The 26,530-nt window shown below is 69.0% G+C and carries 29 protein-coding genes; 10 read left to right on the forward strand and 19 right to left on the reverse strand.

Going from position 1 to position 26,530, the window contains the following annotated elements:
* Positions 1 to 9: 9 nt before the first annotated feature.
* Positions 10 to 1,275, reverse strand: coding sequence for a diaminopimelate decarboxylase (gene lysA / locus BMX96_RS13370; protein WP_091845953.1), 1,266 nt, complete (start codon positions 1,273 to 1,275; stop codon positions 10 to 12).
* 310 nt (positions 1,276 to 1,585) lie between these two features.
* On the opposite strand from lysA, the gene BMX96_RS13375 reads away from it, so the two are divergent.
* Positions 1,586 to 1,900: a hypothetical protein gene (locus BMX96_RS13375; protein WP_091845954.1), complete on the forward strand. Its 315-nt coding sequence runs from the start codon at positions 1,586 to 1,588 to the stop codon at positions 1,898 to 1,900.
* 95 nt (positions 1,901 to 1,995) lie between these two features.
* Here the strand turns inward: BMX96_RS13375 and rpsU are convergent, their stop codons facing one another.
* Positions 1,996 to 2,202, reverse strand: coding sequence for a 30S ribosomal protein S21 (rpsU, locus tag BMX96_RS13380; RefSeq protein ID WP_007255353.1), 207 nt, complete (start codon positions 2,200 to 2,202; stop codon positions 1,996 to 1,998).
* Positions 2,203 to 2,332: 130 nt separating this feature from the next.
* Here rpsU and BMX96_RS13385 point away from each other — a divergent pair, with 130 nt between their 5' ends.
* From BMX96_RS13385 to BMX96_RS13400, 4 genes are all read left to right on the forward strand, one after another.
* Positions 2,333 to 3,007, forward strand: a complete 675-nt coding sequence (locus BMX96_RS13385; RefSeq protein ID WP_091845955.1) for a COQ9 family protein — start codon at positions 2,333 to 2,335, stop codon at positions 3,005 to 3,007.
* A 40-nt stretch (positions 3,008 to 3,047) separates the two neighbouring features.
* Positions 3,048 to 4,034 carry an NAD(P)H-quinone oxidoreductase gene (locus BMX96_RS13390; protein WP_091845956.1) on the forward strand — a complete coding sequence of 329 codons (987 nt, stop codon included), beginning with the start codon at positions 3,048 to 3,050 and terminating at the stop codon, positions 4,032 to 4,034.
* 2 nt (positions 4,035 to 4,036) lie between these two features.
* Positions 4,037 to 5,038: a serine hydrolase domain-containing protein gene (locus BMX96_RS13395; protein WP_091845957.1), complete on the forward strand. Its 1,002-nt coding sequence runs from the start codon at positions 4,037 to 4,039 to the stop codon at positions 5,036 to 5,038.
* A 387-nt stretch (positions 5,039 to 5,425) separates the two neighbouring features.
* Complete coding sequence (locus BMX96_RS13400; protein WP_214606852.1) at positions 5,426 to 6,466, forward strand: cache domain-containing protein; 1,041 nt, start codon at positions 5,426 to 5,428, stop codon at positions 6,464 to 6,466.
* Here the strand turns inward: BMX96_RS13400 and BMX96_RS13405 are convergent.
* From BMX96_RS13405 to BMX96_RS13420, 4 genes are all read right to left on the reverse strand, one after another.
* Positions 6,447 to 8,435, reverse strand: a complete 1,989-nt coding sequence (locus BMX96_RS13405; RefSeq protein WP_236737070.1) for a glycosyltransferase family 2 protein — start codon at positions 8,433 to 8,435, stop codon at positions 6,447 to 6,449. The genes BMX96_RS13400 and BMX96_RS13405 overlap by 20 nt on opposite strands.
* Entirely contained in the window at positions 8,435 to 9,604 is a 1,170-nt protein-coding gene (locus tag BMX96_RS13410; protein ID WP_091845960.1) for an HlyD family secretion protein, read from the reverse strand. The genes BMX96_RS13405 and BMX96_RS13410 overlap by 1 nt, the downstream gene beginning before the upstream one ends.
* A gap of 87 nt (positions 9,605 to 9,691) precedes the next feature.
* Positions 9,692 to 10,687 (reverse strand): glycosyl hydrolase family 8, encoded by a 996-nt coding sequence (locus BMX96_RS13415; RefSeq protein WP_236737071.1) that lies wholly within the window; start codon positions 10,685 to 10,687, stop codon positions 9,692 to 9,694.
* Between the two features lie 289 nt (positions 10,688 to 10,976).
* Positions 10,977 to 12,386, reverse strand: coding sequence for an FAD-binding oxidoreductase (locus BMX96_RS13420; protein ID WP_091845962.1), 1,410 nt, complete (start codon positions 12,384 to 12,386; stop codon positions 10,977 to 10,979).
* Between the two features lie 99 nt (positions 12,387 to 12,485).
* Between BMX96_RS13420 and BMX96_RS13425 the strand changes: the two genes are divergently transcribed.
* On the forward strand, positions 12,486 to 12,998 hold the full coding sequence (locus BMX96_RS13425; RefSeq protein ID WP_091845963.1) for a CIA30 family protein: 513 nt from the start codon (positions 12,486 to 12,488) through the stop codon (positions 12,996 to 12,998).
* Here BMX96_RS13425 and BMX96_RS13430 read toward each other — a convergent pair.
* The 5 genes from BMX96_RS13430 to hemC form a co-directional block, all read right to left on the reverse strand.
* Complete coding sequence (locus BMX96_RS13430) at positions 12,995 to 13,675, reverse strand: nitroreductase (protein WP_236737072.1); 681 nt, start codon at positions 13,673 to 13,675, stop codon at positions 12,995 to 12,997. The two genes, BMX96_RS13425 and BMX96_RS13430, sit on opposite strands and share 4 nt — an antisense overlap.
* Positions 13,676 to 13,682: 7 nt before the next feature.
* A complete protein-coding gene (locus tag BMX96_RS13435; protein WP_091845964.1) occupies positions 13,683 to 14,228 on the reverse strand; it encodes a biotin transporter BioY in 546 nt (181 codons plus the stop codon).
* Positions 14,218 to 14,844, reverse strand: a complete 627-nt coding sequence (locus BMX96_RS13440) for an energy-coupling factor transporter transmembrane component T family protein (RefSeq protein ID WP_091845965.1) — start codon at positions 14,842 to 14,844, stop codon at positions 14,218 to 14,220. The genes BMX96_RS13435 and BMX96_RS13440 overlap by 11 nt, the downstream gene beginning before the upstream one ends.
* On the reverse strand, positions 14,844 to 15,554 hold the full coding sequence (locus tag BMX96_RS13445; protein WP_091845966.1) for an energy-coupling factor ABC transporter ATP-binding protein: 711 nt from the start codon (positions 15,552 to 15,554) through the stop codon (positions 14,844 to 14,846). The genes BMX96_RS13440 and BMX96_RS13445 overlap by 1 nt, the downstream gene beginning before the upstream one ends.
* A 141-nt stretch (positions 15,555 to 15,695) precedes the next feature.
* Positions 15,696 to 16,640 (reverse strand): hydroxymethylbilane synthase, encoded by a 945-nt coding sequence (gene hemC, locus BMX96_RS13450; protein WP_091845967.1) that lies wholly within the window; start codon positions 16,638 to 16,640, stop codon positions 15,696 to 15,698.
* Between the two features lie 100 nt (positions 16,641 to 16,740).
* Here hemC and hemE point away from each other — a divergent pair, with 100 nt between their 5' ends.
* On the forward strand, positions 16,741 to 17,778 hold the full coding sequence (gene hemE / locus BMX96_RS13455; protein ID WP_091845968.1) for a uroporphyrinogen decarboxylase: 1,038 nt from the start codon (positions 16,741 to 16,743) through the stop codon (positions 17,776 to 17,778).
* Positions 17,779 to 17,839: 61 nt separating this feature from the next.
* Entirely contained in the window at positions 17,840 to 18,244 is a 405-nt protein-coding gene (locus BMX96_RS13460; RefSeq protein WP_091845969.1) for a hypothetical protein, read from the forward strand.
* Between the two features lie 10 nt (positions 18,245 to 18,254).
* Here the strand turns inward: BMX96_RS13460 and BMX96_RS13465 are convergent, their stop codons facing one another.
* From BMX96_RS13465 to clpS, 6 genes are all read right to left on the reverse strand, one after another.
* Complete coding sequence (locus BMX96_RS13465; protein ID WP_091845970.1) at positions 18,255 to 18,686, reverse strand: gamma-glutamylcyclotransferase family protein; 432 nt, start codon at positions 18,684 to 18,686, stop codon at positions 18,255 to 18,257.
* Between the two features lie 60 nt (positions 18,687 to 18,746).
* Positions 18,747 to 19,361: an outer membrane protein gene (locus BMX96_RS13470; RefSeq protein WP_091845971.1), complete on the reverse strand. Its 615-nt coding sequence runs from the start codon at positions 19,359 to 19,361 to the stop codon at positions 18,747 to 18,749.
* Between the two features lie 83 nt (positions 19,362 to 19,444).
* Positions 19,445 to 20,365 carry an oxygen-dependent coproporphyrinogen oxidase gene (gene hemF / locus BMX96_RS13475; protein ID WP_236737073.1) on the reverse strand — a complete coding sequence of 307 codons (921 nt, stop codon included), beginning with the start codon at positions 20,363 to 20,365 and terminating at the stop codon, positions 19,445 to 19,447.
* Positions 20,366 to 20,415: 50 nt separating this feature from the next.
* Positions 20,416 to 21,228 (reverse strand): SDR family NAD(P)-dependent oxidoreductase, encoded by an 813-nt coding sequence (locus BMX96_RS13480; RefSeq protein WP_073127890.1) that lies wholly within the window; start codon positions 21,226 to 21,228, stop codon positions 20,416 to 20,418.
* Between the two features lie 13 nt (positions 21,229 to 21,241).
* Entirely contained in the window at positions 21,242 to 22,201 is a 960-nt protein-coding gene (locus tag BMX96_RS13485; RefSeq protein WP_091845972.1) for a class I SAM-dependent methyltransferase, read from the reverse strand.
* Between the two features lie 19 nt (positions 22,202 to 22,220).
* Positions 22,221 to 22,562 (reverse strand): ATP-dependent Clp protease adapter ClpS, encoded by a 342-nt coding sequence (clpS, locus tag BMX96_RS13490; RefSeq protein ID WP_073127892.1) that lies wholly within the window; start codon positions 22,560 to 22,562, stop codon positions 22,221 to 22,223.
* A gap of 77 nt (positions 22,563 to 22,639) precedes the next feature.
* Here clpS and BMX96_RS13495 point away from each other — a divergent pair, with 77 nt between their 5' ends.
* Together BMX96_RS13495 and BMX96_RS13500 are read left to right on the forward strand one after the other, a co-directional pair.
* Positions 22,640 to 23,338, forward strand: coding sequence for an HAD family hydrolase (locus tag BMX96_RS13495; RefSeq protein WP_091845973.1), 699 nt, complete (start codon positions 22,640 to 22,642; stop codon positions 23,336 to 23,338).
* A gap of 243 nt (positions 23,339 to 23,581) precedes the next feature.
* Complete coding sequence (locus BMX96_RS13500; protein ID WP_269085889.1) at positions 23,582 to 24,832, forward strand: D-alanyl-D-alanine carboxypeptidase family protein; 1,251 nt, start codon at positions 23,582 to 23,584, stop codon at positions 24,830 to 24,832.
* Here BMX96_RS13500 and BMX96_RS13505 read toward each other — a convergent pair.
* A complete protein-coding gene (locus BMX96_RS13505; protein WP_091845975.1) occupies positions 24,829 to 25,623 on the reverse strand; it encodes a metallophosphoesterase family protein in 795 nt (264 codons plus the stop codon). The two genes, BMX96_RS13500 and BMX96_RS13505, sit on opposite strands and share 4 nt — an antisense overlap.
* A complete protein-coding gene (locus BMX96_RS13510) occupies positions 25,620 to 26,525 on the reverse strand; it encodes a diacylglycerol/lipid kinase family protein (RefSeq protein ID WP_091845976.1) in 906 nt (301 codons plus the stop codon). The genes BMX96_RS13505 and BMX96_RS13510 overlap by 4 nt, the downstream gene beginning before the upstream one ends.
* Between the last annotated feature and the right edge of the window lie 5 nt (positions 26,526 to 26,530).

The following is a 26,530-nucleotide window of genomic DNA, read 5'->3' on the forward strand; positions in this document are numbered from 1 at the left end:
ATGCCACCGTCAGAGCCATTGAGGAATGATATCCCGTGCGATCATATCGTCAAACGTCGGGCGGGGGCGAATGACGGCGCTGTGATCGCCGTGAACCAGCACCTCGGGCACCAGCGGGCGCGAGTTGTATTCCGACGCCATGACCGCGCCATAGGCGCCCGCGCTGCGAAAAGCGACCAGGTCCCCGGCCTTGAGCGGCGGCATCGACCGCGTCTTGGCGAAGGTGTCGCCGCTTTCGCAGACCGGCCCGACGATATCCATCGGCGCGTATTCGACGCCCGGCGCGGGCTCGACCAGGGGCACGATATCGTGATGCGCGCCGTACATGGCCGGGCGCAGCAGGTCGTTCATCGCTGCGTCGAGAATCAGGAAGGTGCGATCCTCGCCCTCCTTCACGTAGATCACCCGCGACACGAGGATCCCCGCGTTGCCCGAGATCAGGCGCCCCGGCTCGATCTCGATCTCGCAGCCCAGGTCGCCCACGGTGCGGCGGATCAGGTCGCCGTAATCGCTGGGCAGGGGCGGGGCGAGGTTGTCGCGCGTATAGGGGATGCCCAGCCCGCCGCCGAGGTCGAGGCGCGAGATCTCGTGCCCGTCCGCGCGCAATTGCCGCGTCAGGTCGGCCACCTTGCCATAGGCGGCCTCGAACGGCGCGAGTGAGGTCAGCTGGCTGCCGATATGCACGTCGATGCCGATGACCTTGATGCCGGGCAGGCGTGCCGCCTCGGCGTAAATCTCGCGCGCGCGGGCGATGGGGATGCCGAACTTGTCCTCTTTCCGGCCGGTGGCGATCTTCTCGTGCGTCTGCGCGTCCACGTCGGGGTTCACGCGCAGGGTGATCGGGGCGGTGGCGCCCATACCGGCGGCGACCTCGGACAGGGCCAGCAACTCGGGCTCGGATTCCACGTTGAATTGGCGGATGCCGCCCTCCAGCGCCTGCGCCATCTCCTCGCGGGTCTTGCCCACGCCCGAGAACACGATGCGCTCGCCCGGGATGCCCGCGGCGCGGGCGCGGGCGTATTCCCCGCCCGACACCACGTCGACGCCCGCGCCCAGATCGCCCAGAAGCTTCAGCACGGCCACGTTCGACAGGGACTTCATGGCGAAGCACACCAGGTGATCCATGCCCGCCAGCGCCTCGTCGAACAGGCGGAAATGGCGGGACAGGGTCGCGGCCGAATAGCAGTAGAACGGCGTGCCGACCTCGGACGCGATCTGGGCCAGATCGACGTCTTCGGCCATGAGGCGTCCGTCACGATACAGAAAATGGTCCATGGGGCCGATCCCCGCGCTGCTGGTGTGTTCCTGGGTGCGAAGGAGCCAGTAAGCCGCGCGACGCGACGGCACAAGCCCCGCCCACAGGATCGCGGGGCGAGGTGAAGCAGCGGGGCGCCGCGCGGGCGACACTTTGCGCCCCGTGCGCAAGGCATCCGTGTGCCGAGGGTCCAATCACAGTTTTGCGCGGAGCGAGAAAACTGGATTCTCAATTCGCCGCGAAGGGACCATACCTAAAAGTGAAGACCGGAACGGGGGAACTTTCTGGTCTGGATGCGACTTTTTTATTTTATACGACGAGGATTCAAAGATGACGAATACCGCCGCATTGTCGGAACTGGCTGAACTTCGGGTCGCACTGCACCAGATGGAGGCCACGCTCGGGCTGAACGATATGACCCGCAACGAACGCGACGTTCTGTGCGCATTTCAGTACGCCGGAGCCGAAGATGGCCCGGTTTCGAGCGAGTCCGCCAAATCCTCGGACCTGCTGTCCTCTGTGTCCCACGCAACATTCCACCGCTCGCTTCGGTCGTTGCTCGAAAAGGGGTACGTCCAATTGGCACCCGACCACCGGGCGAAGCACTACGTGATCCCCTCTCGCGCGCTGCCCTGGGAGGCCTGACCGAAGCCCTCAAGCGCGCAACTGAGTCACACGCAATAAAAAACCCCCGAACGCGAATTCGGGGGTTCGAGCGTTTGTCAGGCGACGACGGGTGCTTACAGCAGCCCCTCGCGCTGGGCCTTCTTACGCGCCAGCTTGCGCTGACGGCGGATGGCCTCGGCCTTCTCGCGCGCCTTCTTCTCCGAGGGCTTCTCGAAATGCTGCTTGAGCTTCATCTCGCGAAAGACACCCTCACGCTGGAGCTTCTTCTTCAGGGCACGCAACGCCTGATCGACGTTGTTGTCACGAACGCTGACCTGCATGTGGTTTTCACCACCTTTCTAGCTAGAGTTTCGAACAATTGCAGGAGGCTGGCGATTTAGCAGGCAAAGCTTAGATTGTCCAGCAACAACACGCGCCGCCGCGCGCCGACCCGTGACCAAAGGACCCCGCATGACCGATACCAAGGACGCCCTGCTCGACGCCGCCATGATGCACGTGCCTTTCGACGGCTGGTCCGAGACCACGCTGCGCGCCGCCGCCCGCGACGCCGAGCTGCCGCTGGAACAGGCGCGGGCGCTGTTTCCGCGCGGTGCGGTCGACATGGCGCTGGCCTTTCACAAGCGCGGCGACGACCAGATGGCCGCCGCTCTGCGGGACGAGGCGCTCGAGGACATGCGCTTTCGCGACCGGGTCGCCCGCGCCGTGCGGCTCAGGATCGAGGTGATCGACGACAAGGAGGCCGTGCGCCGCGGCACCACGCTCTTCGCCCTGCCGCAGCACGCCGCGGACGGCACGAAGGCACTCTGGGGCACCGCCGACCGGATCTGGCGGGAACTCGGCGACAGCTCGGACGACATCAACTGGTACACCAAACGCGCAACGCTGTCGGGGGTCTACGGCAGCACGGTGCTCTACTGGCTGGGCGACGATTCGCTCGGCGCGCAGGATACCTGGGCCTTCCTCGAGCGCCGCATCGACGACGTGATGCGCATCGAGAAGGTGAAATCGGCCGTGAACGCCAACCCGCTGACGCGCATGCTTTTTGCCGGCCCCAACTGGCTGGCCTCCAAGGTCCGCGCGCCGGGCGACATGTCGGGCTATCCCGGCCGCTGGACCGACGGCTGAACCGCGCGCGGCTCCACCTGAACACGAACGAGGACTGTCCATGACCGACCAGATGCGGGTGATCGAGATTTCACAACCCGGCGGCCCCGAGGTGCTGACAGAGGCGCTCCGTGCGATGCCCGAGCCAAAGGCGGGCGAAGTTCTGATCCGCGTGGCCTTTGCCGGGGTGAACCGCCCCGACGCGCTGCAACGGGCGGGCGCCTATGACCCGCCGCCCGGCGCCAGCGACCTTCCGGGGCTCGAGTGCGCGGGCGAGATCGTCGCGGTGGGCGAGGGCGCGGATTGGAACGTGGGCGACCGGGTCTGCGCGCTGCTGCCCGGCGGCGGCTATGCAGAATACGTCACCACCCCCGGCGCGCATTGCCTGCCCGTCCCAGACGGAATGGACCTGAAACAGGCCGCCTGCCTGCCCGAAACCTTCTTCACCGTCTGGACCAACGTCTTCGACCGCGGGCGCCTGCAAGGGGGCGAGCGGCTGCTGGTTCATGGCGGCTCGTCCGGCATCGGCAGCGTCGCGATCCAGCTGGCCAAGGCCTTCGGCGCGCGGGTCTTCACCACCGCCGGCTCGGACGAGAAATGCGCCTTCTGCTCCGACCTGGGCGCCGACCGCGCGATCAATTACCGCGACGAGGATTTCGTCGCCGTCCTGCGCGACGCGGGCGGGGCCGACGTGATCCTAGACATGGTGGGCGGCGACTACATCGCGCGCAACCTCAAGGCATTGGCCGAGGACGGGCGGGTGGTGCAGATCGCCTTCCTGGGCGGCCCCAAGGCCGAGATCAACTTCGCCCCCCTGATGGTGCGGCGGCTGACCATCACGGGCTCGACCCTGCGACCGCAAAGCGACGCGGCCAAGGCGGCCATCGCCGACGCGCTGCGCCAGCATGTCTGGCCGCTGCTTTCGTCCGGCAAGGTCGGCCCGGTGATCCACAGCACCTATCCGCTGGCCGAGGCGGCGGCGGCGCACGCGCTCATGGAAAGCTCGGAACACATGGGCAAGATCGTCCTGGAAGTCGCAGGCCAATGAGCATGTCCCTGTCCCGCCGCACCGTTCTGGGCGGCCTCGCCGCGATGGGCGCCGCCCGTCCCGGCTGGACCGCCGAGGCGCGCTGGTCCGAACTGTCGGACCGCGCCGCGGAATTTCCGCAGATCCGGTCGATGATCGTCTCGCGCGGCGGCACGCCGCTGGTCGAACGGGTCTTCGCCGGCCCGTCGCTCGACACGCCGGTGAACGTGAAATCGGTGTCCAAGACCATCGTGTCGGCGCTGGCCGGCGTGGCGCTCGACCGGGGGGAGCTTCCGGCGCTCGACGCCACGCTCGGCGACGTGGCGCCACGGCTGATCCCGAACGGAGCCGATCCGCGCGTCCGCGAGATCACGGTCGAGAACCTGCTCTCGATGCAAGCGGGGCTGGAGCGGACATCGGGCGGCAATTACGGCGGCTGGATCGCGTCGTCCAACTGGGTTTCCGACGCGCTGTCCCGTGAATTCGTGGCTGATTCCGGCGGGCGGATGCTCTATTCCACCGGCTCGACCCACGTTCTCGGTGCGGTGCTGTCCGAGGTCACGGGCCTCTCGCTCCTCGACCAGGCGCGGCAGCGGCTGGGCGACCCGCTGAACATCCAGATTCCGCCCTGGACCCGCGATCCCCAAGGCCGCTACATGGGCGGCAACCAGATGGCGCTCAGCCTGCGCGGAATGATCCGCTTCGGGCAGCTCTACGCCCGCGACGGCATGTGGGACGGGGAGCAGGTCATCGGCGCCGACTACGTGGCCCAGTCCCACCGGCCGCGCACGCGCTCGCCCTGGTCCGGCCTCGGCTACGGCCTCGGGTGGTTCCTGGGGCAGGAAGCGGGCGCCGATTTCGCCCTCGCGCGCGGCTATGGCGGACAGGTCATTTGCGTCGCGCCCTCGCTGGACCTCGTGGTGGCGATCACGTCCGATCCGAACCAGCCCGCCCGCTCCCAAGGCTATTTCGGCGAGCTGATGACCCTTCTGCGCGACGCCATGCGGATCGCCGCCAGCGCGTGACGCGCGCGTGGGAGAGGACGCGGGCTGGACTTTGAGCTGATGACGTTATCGAGCCCGCGTCACCGGTTCCGGGAAGCCTGTCGGGCCGTTCGCGCAACAAGACACAGATCTTCCCTTCCTTGCGCCGATGGTTGGTCACCCCGGTCTGGCGTGGCGCTGGCCCCGGCCAACCAGAACGAACCGGCAGGCCGGGGGTGAAGGCCGCTTATTCGGGCAGATCGGCCAGATCCGGCATGAATGATGCGACAACGGTTGCGACCCGACGAAAGAGCGCCACAGTCTGAGGCAATGCTCGCCAACGACCCTCCGAGACTCGAAGGAACGCTCATGGTTTCGCACTCCTCCGCTCCAATAACAGTCACGCTGGCCGCCGCCATTTACGGCTTCATGGCGCTCGTCTGCAGCGCGCTGGTCGTCTTCTCGGCATGGATCTACCAGTCGCGCGCCGACTCCACGATCGACGCCGAGCTCGACGGCGCGGTTCGCGTCCGCACCCAGGCGGCTGGTGCGGCCCTGGCGCGGACCATCTACTCGGACTGGCGGGACCTGACGTTCCTCGCTTCCCAATTTTCAGGCGCGCGCGACCGGCGGCAGGGCATGCTGGAAGGCTTGCGGGGCGATGGCGGGCGGATCTCCTGGATCGGCTACGCGCGTCCGGACGGAATCGTGGCGCAGGCGACCGGTAGTCTCCTGGTTGGCGAAAGTGTCGCGGAACGGCCGTGGTTCCGGAACGGCCTGCGCGGGCAGTTTGCCTCGGACGTGCACGATGCCGTTCTGCTGGCGCGGCTGCTTTCCCCTGGTACGGGCGAGGTCCCTCGCTTCGTCGATCTCGCGCTGCCCGTGAGGGACGATACCGGGACTGTAACGGGTACTCTGGGGATGCATATCGATGCCGACTGGGTCGAGAACGAGATCGAGGAACTGGCGCAAAGCCTGGGGCTGGAGCTGTATCTGGTCGGCGCGCAGGGCGACGTGGTCCTGTCCAGCGCCGATACCGTGCCCGACCCGCAATCGCTCGAGATCCTGCGGACCGCGCGGACCGGCAACACCACCGCGCTGCGCGAGACCTGGTCCGATGGCGAGACCTATTTCGCCAGCCTCGTGCCGCGGGTCGGATACGCGGATCTGCCCGATTTCGGATGGTCGCTGGTCGGCCGGCTCGACCCGGATCAATTCCGGCCCGCACTGGATAGCGCGGGTCGCGGTCTCACACTGATCCTCGTGGGCGGGGTGCTTCTGATCATCATCATGACATCGGCCTTCGTGATCGCCTTCGTGCGGCCCCTGGAAAGGGTTGTCGACGCGGCCGAGCGCATCGCCGAGGGCCAGGATGTCTATCCGCCCGAACCACGCGCCCCGCGCGAAGCGCAGCGCATCTCGGGCGTTCTGGCGCGGTTGCAGGACGGGCTCAGCGACCGCCGGAACTGAAACTGAGGCGCCGCGCAAGATCGGCGATCAGGGCCGGACCACGCACCCGCGCCACACCGGGTGCAAGGTCGTCCTGGGTATAGAAACGCAGCATCAGCGCCTCGTGCTGCTGCTCGTCTGGAGACAGGTGCAGCCGCACGCCGTCCTCGTACCGGGCAATGACCCGGGCGGGGATTTCTCCTACCCCGTCGATCGCCAAGGTGCCCCGGGTCCCCAGTGGCATCCCCCGCCCGCGCAGGCGCACCGTGTCCGCGGTCAAGGAGGTGATCCATGGGCGGCTCTCGGATCCGCCCGTGCGGAAGGTCGCGCGTTCAGGCGCGTCCGCCACGTGGCGCTCGCGCCGGGGCAGCTCGATACAGGCCAGGATCGTGATCGACAGCACGATCAGATTGTAGAGGGTCCAGAACAGGATCACCCACTTGCCGTCACCCGCATCGGAAAAGGCGAAGCGGTCGCTGAAGATGCCGACCAGCAGCCCGGCCAGGGTCAGCGCCAGCAGGAAGATGAAGGGCGCCATAAGCCGCCACTGGATGACGATGCGCGATCGGTCGCCGCCCTTCGCGGTGACCGAGAACGGGTGCCCTTTCGGCCGCAGCAACCCGGTGAAGGCCGCCCGGCTGATCGCGGCGGCCCCCAAAAGTTGGCTGACATCCGACAGGACCGGCACGATCATGCCCCGGCTCAGCACGTTCAGCGCCACGATGATCCACAGGAAATACGTGCCGAAATAGCTGATGACGTCGGGCAGGGCGGCGTCGACAACGGTCACGTTGAAGAACCAGTAAAGCAGCGGGTAGACGATGGCCGCCAGCCGGAAGGGAAACGTGGTTGTCCAGTAGAAGACCGAGTCCGCCACGCTCCATCGGTCTCGCAGCCGCAGGCCACTACGGGCGAAGGGCCCCAGCGAGGAACGTGCGATCTGCATCAGTCCAAGGCACCAGCGGGCGCGCTGGGTCACGTATTCCTTCAGGCCCTCGGGCGCGAGACCCTCGGTCAGCGGCTCGGCGAGGTAGGCCGTCTTCCAGCCCTTCTCCTGCAGCGCGAGCGTCAGCATGAAATCCTCGGTGACGCTCTCCGTGGGCAAGCCGCCGATCTCCTGCAGGGCCTTCCACCGCACGACCGACGACGTGCCGCAGCAAAAGGCGATGCCCCAGCCGTCGCGGGCGGGTTGCATGTGGTCGAAGAAGAAGCGCTGCTCGTCCGGATAGGACCGCGTCAGCCCCAGGTTGTGCTGGATCGGATCGGCATTGAAGAAATGTTGTGGCGTCTGGACCAGGCCCACCTCCGGGTCATGGAACAGCGCCAGGCAGCGCGAGGCGAACCCCAGGTGCGGAACGAAGTCGGCGTCCAGCACCGCCACGAAGTCGGGCGGCATGTCGCTTTCCGCCAACCGCTCCAGCGCGTGGTTGATGTTGCCCGCCTTCGATCCCTTGTTGTCGGGGCGCCTCAGGTATTCGACGCCCTGCTTCGCGCAGAAATCGCGCAGCCAGTCGCGTCGCCCGTCGTCCAGCACCATCACCACCTTGTTCGGGTGGCGCAGCGACCGCGCGCCCACGATCGTGCGTTCCAGCACGGCAAGCTCTTCGTTGTAGGTCGCGATGAGGATGGCCAGCCGCGGCGGCGTCGCATCGCCCCACCAGCCCCAATGGGCATCGGCCTCGGCGCGCCGGTCCCTGAACCGCGCCATGATGAGGAACGAGCTCAGCGAACCCGCGAGCACCAGCATTTCCAGCGCGAACAGCGACCAGCTGGCGGCCATGTCGACCGTCAGCCCGGCGGGGGCCAGCGTCTCGGTCGCCCGCCACCAGGCATAGCGCAGGGCCAGCACGGCCGAGATCGCCATCAGCACGGCGCGGTGCCAGACCCGCGTCGGATCGACGACCGACGGCAGAAGGCAGGCCAGCCCTATGACCAGCAACAGGTGGATGCCGGCCGATCCCAGTTCGCCGAAATGCGGAAAGAACGGCATCATCCGCCGAAAAGACCGCGCAGCCCGTCGAGCGGACGGTCCTCGAAGAAGACGCGTCCGGTGCGCCCGACGGGGCAGCCCAGCTCGGGATCCTGCGACAGTTCCGGCACCAGGAGGGTCACGTCATAGCGTTCCAGGTGCCGCTGGCTGGGGGCCACGGCAAGATGCTCGTAGACGGTCGCGGCACCGGAGCCTGCCAGCCGCGTAACGGTCGCATCGAACAGCCGTGTCTCGTTCTCGAAGCGGAAGCGCGCCGCATCCCCCAGGCGCAAGCCGTTATAGGTGCCCTCGGGCACCGACAGCGAAACGACCAGCGACGCGCAGTCGACGAGACGCAGCAGCGGGTCGCCCCGTTGCACCACGACCCCGTCGGCCTCCAGAACCTCCCACAGCAGCCCGTCCACGGGGGACGCCAGGTCGCCGCCGGTCAGCGCGTTCACGCGCACCCGCTCGCGGTCGATCCGTTCGGCCACGGCGGCGACGCGCGCCTCGGCCTCGGCGTGTTCCGCGTCGAGCGCGGCGATGACGGAGTCGAGCTCGGTGGCCCTTTGCGTGGCATTGGGCGAATCGTTGTAGCCGTCACCAAGGAAGACGCCCGCCTCGGCAGCCCTGAGCTCGATCTCCAGCACCTCGACCCGTTCCCGAGCGTAGTCGAGCGCCAGCGACTCGAGGTTCGGTTCGGTCGGCAGGCGCCCGCCGTCGCTGTCCAGCGCGTCGCCCAGCCGGCGCGTCTCGGGATCGGTCCCGTCTTCAAGCAGCGCCAGCCGCGCGCGGGCGTGTTCGAGCCGCGTGCGCAGCTCGTCCAGTCGGTTTTCGCGGAAGGACTCGCCGCGCGCGTCCAGGTCGCCCTGGATGCCGCGCTGTGCCTCGCGCTGCGCGGCGATACGGGCCCGCGCGGCGCCCTCGAACGCGCGCTCCATCAGAAGGTCGTTCAGCCGTATCCTGTCGACGAGCGGATCAGTGATCGAGGCGACGACCTCGCCTTCGTTGACCCGCGCTCCCGGCGGCCGGTCGACCAGCGTCAGCGTGCCCGCGACATCCGAACGGACGGTCACGACGGGGGCGTTCACGAACGCGTTGGCGCTGGTCCGCGCCATCTGTTCGCCGACGATCACCCAGAGCGCGAACAGGATCACGACAAGGCCGACGATCAAACGGGTGAATTTCATATCCTTAACTCTCCTCTGGGGCGAATCCAGCACATACTGTGCAAATTGCCCTGGGCAATAAACCTTCCTGCGGTTGGTCGATCACGATTATCCGCAATCGTCGCCTTCTCGCTGCGCCACCAATGCAAGCAGCCATAGCGTCGCCGGGTAGTAAAACCGTTGGGCACCGGCCGCAGGCAGCGGGTCGCAGACCGACAGCGCCTGGATCGCGCGATACCCCGCCGCATCGCTTTCGCTGACCACGGTGCCGCCGGGATCGGTCACGACCGCGACATGTCCTGCTGTCGGGGCCCGTGCCAGCGCTGCTGCCATCACGCCCACGGCCGGATGGTCCCGGCGCCCCGACCAGCACAGGTAAAGCGGGATGCGCAAGGCGTCATAGCCAGAGCGCGCGGCGTGGTTGGCCGGCGCCCGGAAGCCTTCGGGGGCCACGTCGATCCAGTCCGGTATCGCGCCGCGCGCGGCGAGTTCGGCCAGGACCGTTTCACCATGATCGGCGGCGCGGACGAGGTCCGGCAGATCGAAGGCGGCGCCAAGCTCGCGCAGCGCGACGCTCACGAAGTATGACGGGTTGATCGTGATCCTGCCCCGGCCCCCTGCGGCCGCGTCCGCCTGTGGCAGCAGCAAGCGCTCAGCCGGCGCCCGCGGATCCGGCGCGAGGCATCGTGCCGCGATCGCGTGCGCAACGGCGTCGGCCCGCCCGGCGAATTCCTGCCAGCCTGAATCGCGCATCGCCCGCAAAAGCGCCCACGCCCGCAGCAGGTCACCATCGGTTGCCGTGACGTTGTCGACCGATCCGGAACCCGGGTCGAAGCGCCATCCCATGAAAGGGGCATCCGGCCTGACCAGGGTCGCCACGGTCCAAGCCTCGATCTTCGAGAACGCATCGCGGTCACCGAAGGCCTGGGCCAGCAGCAGACCATAGGCTTGCCCCTCGGAATGGCTGATCTGCTGGTCCCGGTCCATGACGCGGCCGGATGGGTCGAGATATCGCGCTTTCCAGGAATGCCAGGCGGACTCGGACGCCGCGGCACGCTTGGCCGCGACGAACGTCCCGGCATGCAGCAGGCCGGCGATCAGCAACTCCCTGCGATTGACCATGGTTCTTTGTCCGATCCGTGCGCTCGTCGATTTCGCAAAGTGGATCCGCGGGTTTGATCGGCAAGGTCCGGCCTTCCGATCCGACCGTCCCGACCTCAGGGCGATGGTGACCGGACACCCGATCTGCGCGCCGCCTGGTCCAATGCGGCTTCATCCTAGACCATCGGCGTGTTGGACCCACTGGATCCCGCCCCACTCTCGACCTCGCACCCCATCACTGGTCGTCAAATACCTCCGGGAGAGTCCGCGCAGCGGACGGGGGCAGCGCCCCTCAGGCCGGAAGCACCTTGCCCGGGTTCATGATCCCGCCGGGGTCCAGCACCGCCTTGATCTGTCGCATCACGGCCAGCGCGGCGGGGTCCTTGCGCCGCCGCATGGAGCCCTGCTTGCCCAGGCCGATGCCGTGCTCGGCCGAGAACGAGCCGCCCAGCTCGGCGACGATATCCTCGACCAGCTCCATCATCGCGTCGTGGGCCGCCTCGGAATGGTCCGACGGCCAGATCGTCAGGTGGATGTTGCCGTCGCCCAGGTGCGATACGACCATGCTGCGGGCGCCCGGGTCGGCCTTGGCGATGGCGTCGTCCGCGCGCTCGAGGAACCGCGCCACGGCGTCCAGCGGCACCGACACGTCGGTGATGACGCCCGGGCCGCCCGCGACGGTCAGCTCGCCCGCGATCTCGCGCCGGGCCCAGATCTCGCGCCGCTGCGCCTCGGACCGCGCCACCATGGCGTCCAGCACCTGGCCGCTCTCGATGCGCTCGGCCAGGACCTCCTCCAGGTAGGACTGTACCGGCACCGTGCCGTCCGCCGCGACCTCGGCGTCGCGCGGGGCGGTGGCGCCGATCTCGACCATGATGTTGTGCTCGTAGTCGTCGTCGAAGGGCCGCTTGGCCTTCGGATCATGCGCGATATGGGCGTCGATGTAGGTCTTCGGCATGTACTCGAACGCCTCGACCGCGCCGCCGGTGGCGGTCTGCAGTTCGTTCAGCAGCTGAAGCCCCGCGTCGAGATCGGGCACCGAGACCATGGCGGTGGCATAGGCGGCGGGCTTCGGAAACAGCCGCACCACGGCGGCTGTGATGATGCCCAGCGTGCCCTCGGCGCCGATGAACAGGTCGCGCAGGTCGTAGCCCGAGTTGTCCTTTACCAGCTCGGTCATCAGGTCCATCACCTCGCCCGAGGGCAGGACGACCTCCAGCCCCAGGCACAGCGCGCGGGTGTTGCCGTATCGCAGCACGTTCGACCCGCCTGCGTTGGTGCCCAGCACGCCGCCGATCCGCGCCGATCCGCGCGCGCCGAAGGTCAGCGGGAACACAAGGTCCTCGGCTTCGACCGCCTCGTGCAGCTGGCTCAGAACCACGCCCGCCTCGACCACGGCCAGCCGCGACGGGGCGCGCACCTCGCGGATGCGGTTCATCCGTTCCAGGCTCAGCGCGATGCGGCCCGGCGCGTGGGTGCCCCCCATCAGGCCGGTATTGCCCGCAACGGGCACCACCGGCACGCCCGCCCGACCCGCGAGCTTCACCACCGCCGCGACCTCGTCGGTCGAGCCCGGGCGCACGGCGGCCAGCGGCTCGCCCTCGTAGGCACCGGTCCAGTCGCGGGCGAAGGGCGCCGCGTCGGCGCCGGTCAGCACGTGCGCGTCGCCAACGATGTCGCGCAGCTCGGCGATCACATCCATGGTTCGTCCTCCCTGATCCGCGCCCTTTCTGGCGCAAGCCCCGGCGCTTGACCATCCCCGCCGCGCGGCCATCTGAGGGGCAGGGCGAAAGGAGTGACCATGGCGCTGCACGGCAAGCTGATCGACGACGCAAGCGGCCCCGCCGCCGAGACCGATACCGAGTGGGAGCTGATCTCGGACCGGGTCATGGGCGGGGTGTCCGAGGGCGCGCTGACCACGCACGAGGTCGCGGGCCGCCGCGCGCGGCACATGACCGGACAGGTCAGCCTCGAGAATGACGGCGGCTTCCTGCAGATGGCACTGGACCTGTCGCCCGATGGCGGCGCGATTGACGCCTCGGGGCTCGAAGGGATCGAGGTGACCGCACGCGGCACCGGCAGCGATTACAACATCCACCTGCGCACCGAGGCGGTCGCGCGGCCGTGGCAAAGCTATCGCCTGACCTTCCACGCGGGCCCCGACTGGGCCACCCACAGGCTGCCATTCGCCGATGTCACCGCCCACCGGATCGACGCGCCTTTCGATGCGGCCACGCTCCGGCGCATCGGCATCGTGGCCATCGGTCGGCGCATGCAGGTGGACCTCGCCGTGGCGCGACTGGCGTTCTACTAGCTTTCGTCGAAGCCGCGCAGGTCGGCGTATTCCGCCAGCGGCAGGCGCTCGGTCCGGACCGCGTTGACCGGGGCGTCCGGGTCGGCATGGCCCAGCGCGATACCGCAGACCACGATCTCGCCCCCGGGCAGGCCCAGCTGTTCCGCCGCCACGTCCCCGTGATTGGCCAGCGCGCCGATGCCCGACGTGCCCAGCCCCCTGTCCTCGGCCGCCAGCATCAGCGCCATCATCGACAGGCCCAGGTCCATGAAGCATCCCTTGCCCATGTCGGCGCGGATGGTGACGACGATGCCCACCGGCGCGTCGAAGAAGCGGTAGTTGCGGGCGAACTGCGCCCGGCGGCCCGCCACGTCCCGCCGGGCGATGCCCAGCGCCTGGTAAAGGGCGTAGCCCGCCGCGCGCTGGCGTTCCTTCAGGTCGGGCGTCATGTCATCTGGGAAATAGCTGTATTGCGACACGTGCGGCCGGCCCTCGGCGGCGGCGCCGGTCAGCGCGTCGGTCAGGGCGGCCAGCGGGGCGCCGGTCAGCGCGATGAAGCGCCCCGGCTGCAGGTTGGCGCCCGAGGGCGCTTGCCGCGCCGCGGTGAGGATGGCCTCGATCTCGGCGCGCGGCACGGGGGTGTCGCGGAAGGCGCGGACCGACCGGCGCCGCGCCAGAAGCTCGGCCACGCGCGTCACGGGCGGCTCAGGCCCGCGACAGCACCGACCGGGGCCGCGCGCGATACAGCATCAGCGTCAGCATTCCGGCCAGCACCGCCTTGATCAGGTCGCCCGGGATGAAGGCCGTGACCAGCAGCGCGGCTTCGCCCCAGCTGCGTCCCAGCACCAGCGACATGCCAGTGATCCCGCACAGGTAGAGCACGCCGATGCCGCCCACGATGGCGCCCGCACCGGCGGCCAGGCCCACGGGCAGGCGCGACAGGCGCTCGGTGATGAACCCGGTGGCGAAGGCCGCCGCGGGGAAGCCCAGCGCGAAGCCCACGGTGGGCGAGGCCAGCACGCCCAGCCCGCCGCGCCCGCCCGACAGAAGCGGCAGGCCCAGCAGCGTCAGGCCAAGAAACAGCAGTGCCGCCAGCCCGCCGCGCTTTGCGCCCAGCACGGTGCCGGCCAGCATCACGCCCAGCGACTGCGCGGTGATCGGCACGCCGAAGGCCAGCGTGATCGGCGGGATCAGCCCCAGCACGGCGATCAGCGCCGCGAACATCGCCACCATGGTCAGGTTACGTTCCATCGCTCGTCGTTCCTTCGATCAATCCGCCCCGCGCGCGCAGCGCCAGGGCCACCTGCTCCGCATCGTCCAGCGCGTGCACGGCCAGCGGGCCGAGGATGCGCCAGGACGGGCCCTTGCGCGCGGAGCGGGCGCGCCAGCTTTGGCGCAGCCGCCCCGCAGCCATGGTCAATGACGGCACGAAACGCAAGACCAGCGCAAGCGCCAGCGCCGCCGGGCGGGTGTTCAGCCCCAGCCGGCGCAGCGGCGTCGCTAGCCACTGCACCAGCGCAATCATGTCCGACAGGGGCGTGGTCATGGTGACCAGCGTCGCCAGCGCCACCGCCGTTACCAGCCGCAACGCCAGCAATGTGCCCAGGGCGAGGTTGTCCTCGATCCCGTGCCAGGCCAGCAGGATCGCCACGAAGGGCCAGAGCGGCCAGAGCCGTCGCAGCCCGGCCCGTGCGAAAGTGCCTCCCCCGGCGAGATAAAGCGCCAGCGTGGCGGCGAAGGCCCCCGCCATCGCGGCCGGGCTGTCCAGCGCGAAGAGAAGGATCGTCGCGCAGGCCAGCGCCCCCAGCTTGGCCCCGGCGGGCCAGCCATGGGCGCGGGTGCGGTGCGGGGCCGTCAGGCTCAGCATCAGGCGGCGTCCCCTGCGCCGAGCGCGCGCATCCGCGCCTCGTAGGCGGCCAGCACGCGGTCGGGCGCGCCGTCCTCGGCCACGCGCCCCTGTTCAAGCCACACGACCCGGTCGTAGGCTTGCAGGTCCGCTGGCGCGTGACTGATCTGGACCAGCGCGCAATCCAGCCCGTCCAGCACCCGCGACAGCTGCATCGCGGTGGGAATGTCGAGGCCCGCGAAGGGCTCGTCCAGCACGATCAACCGGGGCGCCATGAGCAGAATCGCCATGAGGCACACCAGCTGCTTCTGCCCGTGCGACAGGTCCTGCGTGGCACGGTCGGCCCAGTCTTCGCGGCCGAAGCGGGCCAGCATGTCGGCCACGGCACGCGCGCGATCGGGCTTGCGCTGCCCCATCTGGCCCAGGCCGAAATCGAGTTCTTCCGCCACGGTGGGAAAGATGATCTGGTGCTCGGGGTTCTGGAACAGAAGGCCCACGGCCCCCAGCGCGCCGCGCCGGTCGCGCGCCACGTCGACCCCCGCGATGCGGACCCGTCCCGTCACCGGGATCAGCCCGCAGATGGCGCGGCCCAGGGTCGACTTGCCCGACCCGTTGCGCCCCACGATACCGATCCGCCGCTCGGACCCGGTCAGCGACACGCCGTCGAGGATGGCGCGACCGTCGATGCGGTAGCCCAGGTCGGCGATATCGATGAGCGGCGTGTCGGGCATGGCGGTCCTTTCGCGGCCCGCTTCTATCCCATGCGGATCACGGCTGCACTAGCGGTCGGGCGCGCGGGGGTTCCACCCCCGTCCGCTGGCGCGGACTCCCCCGGAGGTATTTGAAGACCAGTGATGGGCGCTGGCGCGCGGTCAGGCGGTTTTCCAGTCGAAGAAACCGTCGCCGGCGCGCTCCAGCAGGCGGCGGGCCAGCGTGTCGCCCAGGGCGGGGCCTTCGGCGATGGGGCCCTCGATGCTGTCCGACAGCGCCTCGGACCCGTCGGTGCGCAGGATCTCGCCTCTGAGCGTCAGGCGGTCGCCGTCGAGCTCGGCCAGCCCGGCGATGGGCGTCTCGCAGGACCCGTCCAGCGTGGCGAGGAAGGCGCGCTCGGCCGCCAGACGCTGGCCGGTCTCGATATGGTGGATCGCGGCCAGCATCTCGGCCGCGCGGGTGTCGTCGACGCGCCGCTCGATCCCGATGGCGCCCTGGGCCACGGCGGGCAGCATCTCGGCCTCGGGGACGGGCGCGCGGGGCACGTCCTCCATGCCCAGGCGGTTCAGGCCGGCCATGGCCAGGAAGGTGGCGTCGGCGACCTTGTCCTCGAGCTTGCGCAGGCGGGTCTGCACGTTGCCGCGGAACTCGACCACCTTGAGGTCGGGGCGGCGGTTCAGAAGCTGCGCGCGGCGGCGCAGGGACGAGCTGCCCACGGTCGCGCCCTGGGGCAGGTCCGAAAGCGCCCCGCCCGAGAGCGAGATGAAGGCGTCTCGCGGATCCTCGCGCGGCAGGTAGGTGTCCAGCGTCAGGCCCTCGGGCTGCACCGTCGGCATGTCCTTCATGGAATGCACCGCGATGTCGATGGCGCCCGACAGCAGGTCGTCCTCGATCTCGCGCGTGAACAGGCCCTTGCCGCCGATTTCCTTCAGGGGCCGGTCGATGATGCGGTCGCCGGTGGTCTTGATGACCACGATGGTGAACGCCTCCGACGGCAGGCGGAAGGCGTCGGCAAGGCGCGCGCGGGTCTCGGTCGCCTGGGCCAGCGCCAGGGGCGATCCGCGCGTGCCGATCTTCATCGGGGTGTCGGGTGTGGGCAAATCCATGGGGCATGCGTAGCCGTGGCAGGCGGGGCTGACAACCGAAACTGTCTTGACATTCTGACACTCCGCCCTGACCCAAGCGGGGCAGATGACGGGGGATGGCATGGCCGAAAAATTGCTGATGCGCGCGCTCGGGGGCGAGACGCTGGACGTGCCGCCCGCGTGGATGATGCGGCAGGCGGGCCGCTACCTGCCCGAATACCGCGCCACCCGCGCGCAGGCGGGCGATTTCCTGTCGCTGTGCTACAATCCCGAGCTGGCGGCCGAGGTCACGCTCCAGCCGATCCGTCGCTTCGGCTTCGACGCCGCGATCCTGTTCGCCGACATCCTGCTGGTGCCGCAGGCGCTGGGCGCCGACCTGTGGTTCGTCACCGGCGAGGGGCCGCGCCTGTCGACCATCACCACGCGCGCCGAGGTCGACGCGCTGAAGCCCGTGGACGCGATCCACGAAACGCTGAACCCGATCTACGAGACAGTGCGCATCCTGTCGCGCGAACTGCCCGCCGAGACCGCACTGATCGGCTTCGCGGGCGCGCCCTGGACCGTGGCCACCTACATGGTCGCCGGGCGCGGCACGCCCGACCAGGGGCCGGCCCATGCTTTCAAGGATGGCGACCGGGCAGCGTTCACGGCGCTGATCGACCGGATCACCGCCGCCACGATCGAGTACCTGTCGGCCCAGATCGACGCGGGCGCCGAGGTGGTGAAGGTCTTCGACAGCTGGGCCGGGTCGCTGAAGGGCGCCGATTTCGACGATTTCGCGCTGACACCCGCCAAGGCCATCGTCGCGGCGCTGAAGGCGCGGCACCCCGGCGTGCCGGTCATCGTCTTCCCGCGCGAGGCGGGCCAGGCCTACAAGGGCTTCGGTCCTGCGACGGGCGCCGATTGCGTGGCGCTGGACCAGTCGGTCAGCGCCGAGTGGGCGGCGGCGAACGTGCAGCCCGAGGTGTGCACCCAGGGCAACCTTGCCCCCGAGCACATGGTGACGGGCGGGCAGGCCCTGGTGGACGAGGTGCGGCGCATCCGCGACGCGTTCTCAGGCGGGCCGCATATCTTCAACCTGGGCCACGGGATCACGCCGGACGCGGATCCCGACAACGTGGCGCTGATGCTGGAAACCCTGCGCGAGACGCGCGGCTAGGTCATATTCTGGGCAACTTTGGCGGCGAAGATGCCGCCGAACGTGATTGCCGGGGCCTTTGATGCGCCTGATCCTCAAGACGCTGTGGGCGCTGGCCCGTATCGCGGGCATCACCGCGTCGCTGACGGTATCGGGCTGGGCGGCGCTGGCCCCGCCCGAGCCGTGGGAGCAGCGCGCGCTCGACCTGCCGCCCCGGTCGCTGACATGGTCCGAACGACAGCCCCTGCGCGAAATGCGGCTCATGCGCGTCGTGCTGCACGTGGCGCCGGGGCTCGCGACGGACCTGCTGTCGCGGGCGGCCCCGTCGCTGACCCGGACCGAGGTCAGCCGCGTGCTGGACCGGGCCGCGATGGGCGTATCACCCGAGGACCTCGCGAAAGAGATCACGCCCGCGCCCGAGGTCCGGCCCAACACCGTTCAGCAGCGTCGCGGCCCGGGCGGGGCCAAGTTCCTGAAAGTGGAGTAGGGCGGGCCGCTCAGGCCTGGCCGGGACCCATGTCGTTCATGTCGAAGAAGCCGTCGGCCCAGTCGCCCGACGGGATCAGCTGCGCCGGGTCCACGCGTTCGAGGTAGATATAGACCCAGGCCTCGTGCGCGCCGTCGTCGGTCTGCACGTCCCGGCGCGCGCGCTTGTACTCGGCCGGATACTCGTTCAGGCCCTCGTAATCGTCCAGCACGGCCATCACGCCGGGTTGGGTCAGGCGCCACAGCTCGCCCCGGACGCTTCCCGGGCCTTCCTCGATCAGCGCGGGATACCAGCCGGTGGAATACAGCAACCCGGGCAGCCAGCCGGGCGACACCAGCTCGGCGCCGTTGCGAAACGCGATCGTCGCTTCGTTGTTGATGAACCCGCTGCGCAGCGTGCCGTAGACGAAGACGAGATCGCCCAGATACGGGTCGTCACTCATGCCCGCCGTGATGTCACGTCGCGCGCCCCGTGAACAGAGGCGCGCGACGGATTTCCAGCGTCAGAAGCGGTAGTTGATGGACAGGCTGGCGGTGGTGGCATCTGCCTCGGTGCCGGCCAGCGCGCCGTTGAAATCATCGAACTCGTGATAGAGGAGTTCGGCGCCGGCGGTGACGGTGTCGGTCAGGAAGACCTCGTAGCCCAGGCCCACGAAATAGCCGTCGCTGTCATCCGATCCGCCGCCGGCAAGATCGACATCGACCTCGGCGTAGCCACCGGTGGCGTAGAAGAAATTGCGGCCGCTGTCGAAACCGGCGCGCAGGCCCACGCGCAGGACGTTTTCGGTCGTGGCGGCCGTGACGCCCGCGCCGGTCTCGAGGTCGATATCGGCCCAGTCATACTGAACGCCGCCGCCCAGGATGAAGTTGCCGAAATCGTAATCGTAGTAGGCGCGCAGGCCGTAGAGCAGGCCGTCTCCGTCGACACCGACATTCGTGTCGACATCGCCATATCCGAGCTGAACACCGGTGGAAAAGCCGGTCCAGTCATAGAGCGGCGTCGCCGGAGCGAAGACAACCGGCTCGGCTGGCGGAGCGGCGACGGTGCCGCCGGCCAAGGCGGGCGCCGCCGCCAGCCCCAGCGTCGCCACCATCGAGGAAGCAAGAAGTATACGCATGACAATTGCCTTTCGGGTAATGTTTTCGATACCCCATTTTAGCCTTCGCACTTGACGCGGTTCACCTCACAGTAGCGTGAAGGTCAGATCCACTTCGCCAATGGTGGCAAAGACATCAACACCGCGTTGGCGTCGTGTCCGGTTTCCAGCCCGAATTTCGTGCCGCGGTCGTAGACCAGGTTGTACTCGGCATAGAGCCCGCGATGCACCAGCTGCGCGTCCTTGTCGGCGTCGTCGAAGGGCTGGGCGCGGCGCCGTTCCACCAGCGGCAGGTAGGCGGGCAGGAAGGCCTGGCCGATATCGCGGGTCAGCGCGAAATCGGCGGCCCAGTCGCCGGTGCAGTGGTCGTCCATGAAGATCCCCCCGACACCGCGGGCGCGGCCCCGGTGCGGGATGAAGAAATACTCGTCCGCCCAGGCCTTCAGCCGGGGATAGTGCCCGGCCCCGTGGGGATCCAGATGCGCCTGCTGGGTCGCGTGGAAATGGGCGGTGTCCTCGTCGTATTCGATGCAGGGGTTCAGGTCCGAGCCGCCACCGAACCACCAGGCATGGGGCGTCCAGAACATCCGCGTGTTCATGTGCACGGCGGGCACATGGGGGTTCTGCATGTGGGCGACCAGGCTGATGCCGCTGGCCCAGAAACGCGGATCCTCGGCCATGCCGGGGATGCCCTTGCGCGCGGCCATGGCGGCCTGGGCGCGGGGGGCGAGGGTGCCGAACACCTCGGAGACGTTGACGCCCACCTTCTCGAACACGCGGCCGCCGCGCATGACGCTCATCAGCCCGCCGCCCGCGTCGCTTCCGTCATCGGACGCGCGGCGCGTTTCGGACACCTCGAACCGGCCGGGGGCCATGTCGGCGAAGGGGCCTTGGTCGTGGCTGTCCTCAAGCGCCTCGAAGGCCTCGACGATGCGGTCGCGCAGGGTGCGGAACCAGGCGGCGGCCTCGGCCTTCTCCGCGTCGAACGGGGCGGTGGTGGTCATGCTGTCGGTCCGGTTGTCCATGCCCGCCGGACTAGCACCCGCGGCAGCCCGGGTCCATCGCGACGGCGCGGCTAGTGCGCCGGCGTGTCCACCACGTCGACCAGGGTGCGGCCGCCGTCGATGGTCAGGATCTGCCCGGTCATGAAGCCGGACCCGTCGGCGGCCAGGAACTGCACCGCCTCGGCCACCTCGCTGGCGCCCGCGATGCGGTTCAGGGGGGTGGCGTCGATGATCTCGTCCCGCAGGTCGCGGTCGGCCTTGATGGCGCCCTTCAGCGACGCGCTCATCACGCTGCCGAAGGCCACGGCGTTCACCCGGATGCGATGCGGCGCCAGCGCCACGGCCAGCGACCGCGTCGCCTGGTCCAGCGCGGCCGAGCTCACGGAATAGGCCAGCAGGTCCGGCTGCGTGCGCCGCGCGGCGATCGAGCTGAGGTTGATGATCGATCCGGCGGGGCCGTCGCTGTTGCCGTCGTCCTCGGCCTGCTGGCGCATCCGCTTGGCCACCTGCTGGGTCAGGCGCAGGGGCGTCATCAGGTTCTGCTCGATCAGGTCGTTCACGGTGCGGTCGGTTGGGTCCAGCGGGTCCGAGGTCACCATCTGCCGCGAAGCGTTCACCAGGATGTCGATCCGGTCGAAGGCGTCGATGGTCGCCGACAGCAGGTTCGCCACGGTCAGCTTTTCCCGCAGGTCGCCGCCGAAGCAGCGGGCGGTGCCCGTGTCCTCGTCGTCGAGCGCGCCCATCTCCTGGCGCAGCCGGTCCTCGTCTATGTCGCACATCATCACGTTGGCGCCGCGTTCCAGGAAATGGCGGGCCACGGCCAGGCCAACGCCATGGGCGGCGCCGGTGACGATGGCGGTCTTGCCTGCGATCGAGAAGGACATGGGGGGCGACCTTTCAGCGGGCGCGGCGCGGGCGCGTCGCGCGATAGAGCTTGAACGCGGACGTCCCCGGAAGCTCGGTCACGTCGGCGAAATGTTGGGCGAGGGTCCGTTCATAGGGCAGATGGCGGTTGGCCACCAGCCACAAGCTGCCGCGCGGGGCGAGGATGCGCGCCGCGTTGACGATGAAGGCCTGTCCCAGGTCCGGCGCGCCCTTGCGGCCCTTGTGGAAGGGCGGGTTGCTGATGACGTGATCGGCCCGCTCGGCCGGGGTGAAGGTGGTCGCGTCGGCCCAGTGAAAGGCTGCGCGGTCCGACGTGACGTTGCGCCGGGCGCAATCCAGCGTCGCGTGATCCGCCTCGACCAGGTCGATGGCCTTTATCTCGTCCGCCTCCAGCGCGCGGGCTGACAGGTATCCCCAGCCCGCGCCCAGGTCGACGACCCGGCCTTTCAGACCCCACAGCGCGTCGGCCAGCGCGACCGAGGCCGGATCCGACGCGTCGGCGGAAAAGCTGCCCGGCGCGGTCCAGAAGCCGTCGGCGTTCCGCGATGGCTCGGCCCGCCAGTCGGCGAAATCGCCGTCCTCGATGGCGAAGATCTTGCCGTGGGACTTCGAGATCACTGCCCCCACGCTGCCGCGCGCGCGGCAGGCCTTCAGCATGGCATCGACGCCGTCAGTCTTGGCGCCGTCCACCAGCACCCGCGCGCCAGTCGCGGCGGCCCGCGCGACGCGGTCCCGCGCCAGGTCGCGTTCCCGCGGCAGGGCCACGACGACCGTCGCGGGCGTGCCGGTCAGGCTGCGCGACACGTCGAAGCCCCGCGCGCCCAGCCGGTCGAAATCCGGTTGCCGGTCACAGACCAGTGTCAGGGGCGCGGGCAGGTCGGAATAATCCGCGTCGTCGGTGGCGCCGAGAATCGCCAGGGGCGCCTCGATCAGGCCATCGTCCAACGCGATCGACAATCTGGGATCAGCCATGCGGGGACGGGCGCGGGCCCTATTCCTTTTCCATGGTGCATTGGAGCGGGTGCTGGTGGCGCCGCGCGAAATCCATAACCTGCGTCACCTTGGTCTCGGCCACCTCGAAGGAGAACACGCCGACGACGGCCAGACCCTTCTTGTGGACGGTCAGCATGATCTCGAACGCCTGCGAATGGTTCAGCCCGAAGAATCGTTCGAGGATATGCACCACGAACTCCATGGGCGTATAATCGTCGTTCAGCAGCATCACCTTGTAGAGCGGCGGCCGCTTGGTCTTGGGCTTGGTCTCCAGCACCACATCCGTGTCGCCGTCGCCGGGCGTGGGGTCGCTGGACAGGATCGGTGCCTGCGCGATCATGTCTCGCCTTTCGCCAAAGGGTGGGAATTCATGCCCGCACCATATAAGGGCGCAACGCGGCGTGAAAAGGGGGCGAAATGGCACCAATCCGCGCGATCGGCTTCGATGCCGACGACACGCTCTGGCATAACGAGCGTTTCTTCAAGCTGACCGAGGCCCGGTTCGCCGAGCTCCTGCGCGACTACGCCGCCCCCGATCACCTGGCCGAACGCCTTCTGGCGGCCGAGCGGCGCAACCTCGGCCGCTACGGGTTCGGGATCAAGGGATTCGTGCTGTCGATGATCGAAACGGCCATGGACGTCACCGACGACCGCGTGCCCGCGACCGTGTTGCGCCGGATCGTCGAGGCGGGGCACGACATGCTGGAGCATCCGATCGAACTGCTGCCCGGCGTGCAGGACACCGTCTCGGCCCTGCACGGAAGCTATACGCTCATCCTCATCACCAAGGGCGACCTGCTGGACCAGGAACGCAAGCTGGCGCAGTCCGGGCTGGGCGACTGGTTCGACGGGATCGAGATCGTGTCGGACAAGACGCCCGACATCTATACCCGCGCCTTCGCCCCCCACGGCGGGGCGCGGGCGGGGCTGATGGTGGGCAATTCCATGAAGTCCGACGTGCTGCCGATGATCGCGGCGGGCGGAATCGGTGTGCACGTTCCGCACGGTCAGGAATGGGCGCTCGAAGCCGCCGAACCGCCGAAAGATGAGGCACGATTCCATGCCCTGGAAAATCTGTCCGCGCTGCCCGACCTGGTGCGACAACTTGGCGGCTAGGATCATCTAGAGGTTGTATTGCCGCGCCCCACTAGATCTTGTCGCGCGGCGGCGAGCCGGTCGCAGGACATTAAAGCTGCGCCAAAAAACCATGAAAACAAACGGTTTTGCGTGCCGAGATTCCGTGCTAACTTCTATCCACAGATCCCGCCGCAAAGAGCGGGGCTTCGAGGCAGATAAAGGCAGTGACCCGTGGACATTAGACGGTGGCAGTGCGTCCTTGCGACGCTCGTTCTTCTTGGCATTTCAACCTGGACAAACCCGGCACAGGCGGCGCCCTATGCCGCGATGGTGATCGACGCCCGCTCGGGCGAGGTTCTCCATGCGCGCAACGCGGATACGCGGCTGCATCCCGCGTCGCTCACCAAGATGATGACCCTCTACGTGGTCTTCGACGCGGTGAAGCGGGGCGAGATCAGCATGGATACCGAGGTGCGGATCTCGCGCTTCGCGGCCAGCGAACCGCCGTCCAAGCTGGGCCTGCGCTCCGGCCAGAAGATCGCCATGCGGTATCTCGTGCGCGCGGCGGCGGTGAAGTCGGCCAACGATGCCGCAACCGCGCTGGGTGAGGCGATCTCGGGCTCCGAGGCCGCGTTCGCACGCCGCATGACCGCCACCGCCAAGGCGCTGGGCATGACGCGGACCACCTTCAAGAACGCCCACGGCCTGACCGAATCGGGCCATCTCAGCACCGCGCGCGACATGACGCTGCTGGGGCGGCACCTGTTCTACGACTTCCCCGAGTACTACAACCTGTTCTCGCGCACCTCGACGGATGCCGGGCTGCGGACCGTCAACAACACCAACCGCCGCCTGCTGGGCGCCTACAAGGGCGCCGACGGTATCAAGACGGGCTATACCCGCGCCGCCGGCTTCAACCTCGTGGCCTCGGCCGAGCGTGGGGGCGAGCGCATCATCGCCACTGTCTTCGGCGGCCGGTCCTCGGCCACGCGCAACGCCAAGGTGGCCGAGCTGCTGGACCTGGGCTTCGCCCGCGCCCCCAGCCGCGTGGCGGTCCGCAAGCCGGTGAAGCCGGACCTGGGCTCGACCAGCGCCGCCTCGGTCGTGGTCGCCCGGTCGCTGCGCCCGGTCCCCCGTCCCGTGCCCGCCGCGACGCTGGTCGCCGACGCGGGCCCCGCCGCCGAAGAGGTCACCCGCGCCGTCACCGAGGCCATCACCATCGCCGCCACCCCCATCCCCGAGCCGCGCCCCGAGGGCGAGCTCGAGGTCGTGACCCGCATGTCGTCTTCGGGCGGGCGTCACTGGGGCATCAACCTGGGCAATTTCGGCTCGCGCTACGACGCCGAGCGGATCCTGCTGAAGACCGCGCTGGTCGAGATCGGCACGCTGGATGATGCGCTGCGCAAGGTGGTGCAGGGACCAACTGGCTACCAGGCGAACTTCGTCGGCATGACGCAGGAGCGCGCGGCGCTGGCCTGCCGCCGGCTGGCCGCCCGCGACATGGATTGCGCGACGCTGGGCCCGGCGGGCTAGTCGCCCTCGGGCGCCGTCCACTTGCCTGACACCCGGAAGAACGAGGCCTCGCGCGACAGCGCGAAGCCGGTGCCGGGCGTGGCGGCGAAGGTCTGGACCTGCAGCCCGTCGCGGTCGCCCTGCACCAGGTTGAACGTGTTCGGCTCGCCCCGCAGCCGGGTCGACAGCCCCGTGCCCGCCTGCACGAACAGCAGGCCCTGCGCCGTCTGGAACGGCGCCGTGATCGTGTGATGCAGGTGGCCCGACAGCACCACGTCCGCCCCGCATTCCTGCAACCGCCCCAGCGCCGCGCGCGCCCCGCGCATCAGCCGCTTCTCCACCTCGGGCCCGTGTTCCAGCGGGTGATGCAGCACCACGATCCGCAACCGGTCGCCCGCGTCCTCGAACGCGTCGCAGACCTTGGCCACCGTGCGCTCGGAGATCCGGCCCCGCTGCCACGAGAACCGGTTCACCGTGTTCACGCCCTGGATCACCGCACCGGGCAACCGCTGCATCGGCTCGAGCTTGCGGTCGATGGCGTGGCGATAACGGCTCCAGGGCCGCAACAGGCGGACCCAGAGATTGTCCAGCGGCGTGTCGTGGTTGCCCGGCACCGACAGTATCGGCGGCGTCAGTTTCTCCAGGAAGGCGCTGGCGCGTTCGAACTGACCGCGCCGGGCGCGCTGGGTGAAATCGCCCGACACCGCCACCAGGTCGGGGGCCAGGTCGTTGACGATCTCGACCAGCTGCGGCTCGGCCTCGGCGCGGTCGCGGCCGAAATGCAGGTCCGACAGGTGCACGATACGGGTCATGACGACGGCTCCCGGTCGACGGGCAGGATGATGCGCAGCGGGTCGTCCGACATGCGGAATTCGAACGGGCTGGTCTCGCGGCGCTTCTCGCCGTCGAAGGCCAGCGTGGCCTTTTTGCGGGCCGTCTTCACCGTCAGGCTGCGGGCGCTCAGAAGCTCGTAATCCTGTCCCTCGACCGCCTTGCCGCGCGCCAGCCGCCAGGCCAGCGCCATCAACCGCCGGCGGCTGCGGGCCCGCGCGACCAGCACGGCGAAACGGTCGTCCGAGATCAGGTCGGCCCCGTTCAGCCCGAAGAAGTCCAGCTGGTAGGCCGAGCGCGCGACGAATATCATGGCCGTGCGTTCTTCGCTGCGCTGCCCGTCGAGGTCGAGTGTCAGCCGCAGCGGTTTGCGGAACCGCAGCATCGTCTTCAGGACCGACCAGTGCGCGGCGATCCGGCGGCGGCCCCAGCGGCGGTAGACGGTTTCGCGTTCGCGCAGGATCTTGGGATAGATCCCCAGCGACGCGTTGTTCAGGAAGGTCTGCCCGTTCACCCGGCCGACGCGGATGTCGTGGGGCTGGCCGTCGACGATCTGGCGCGCGGCGGTCTCGGGATCCTCGCTGAAGCCCAGGCCGCGCGCGAAGAAGTTGAAGGTGCCCAGAGGCAGGACGGCCATGGGCACGTCGCGCCCGACCATGGCGCCGGCGGTGGCCATGACCGTGCCGTCGCCCCCCGCCGCGACCACCAGGTCGCCGCCATCGGCCACCGCCCGGTCGATCAGCGCGCTCAGGTCGCTGCCCGGCTGCCAGTCGATGCGGCGCGCGTCGGGCCCGAACACCTCCATGGCCTGTTCGATGGCTTGGCGGTCGCGGCTGTTGCGGCCGGATTTGTGATTGGCGATGACACGTATCTGCGCGGGCATGGGGG

The sequence above is a fragment of the Palleronia pelagia genome (assembly GCF_900110115.1).
Lineage (GTDB): Bacteria > Pseudomonadota > Alphaproteobacteria > Rhodobacterales > Rhodobacteraceae > Palleronia > Palleronia pelagia.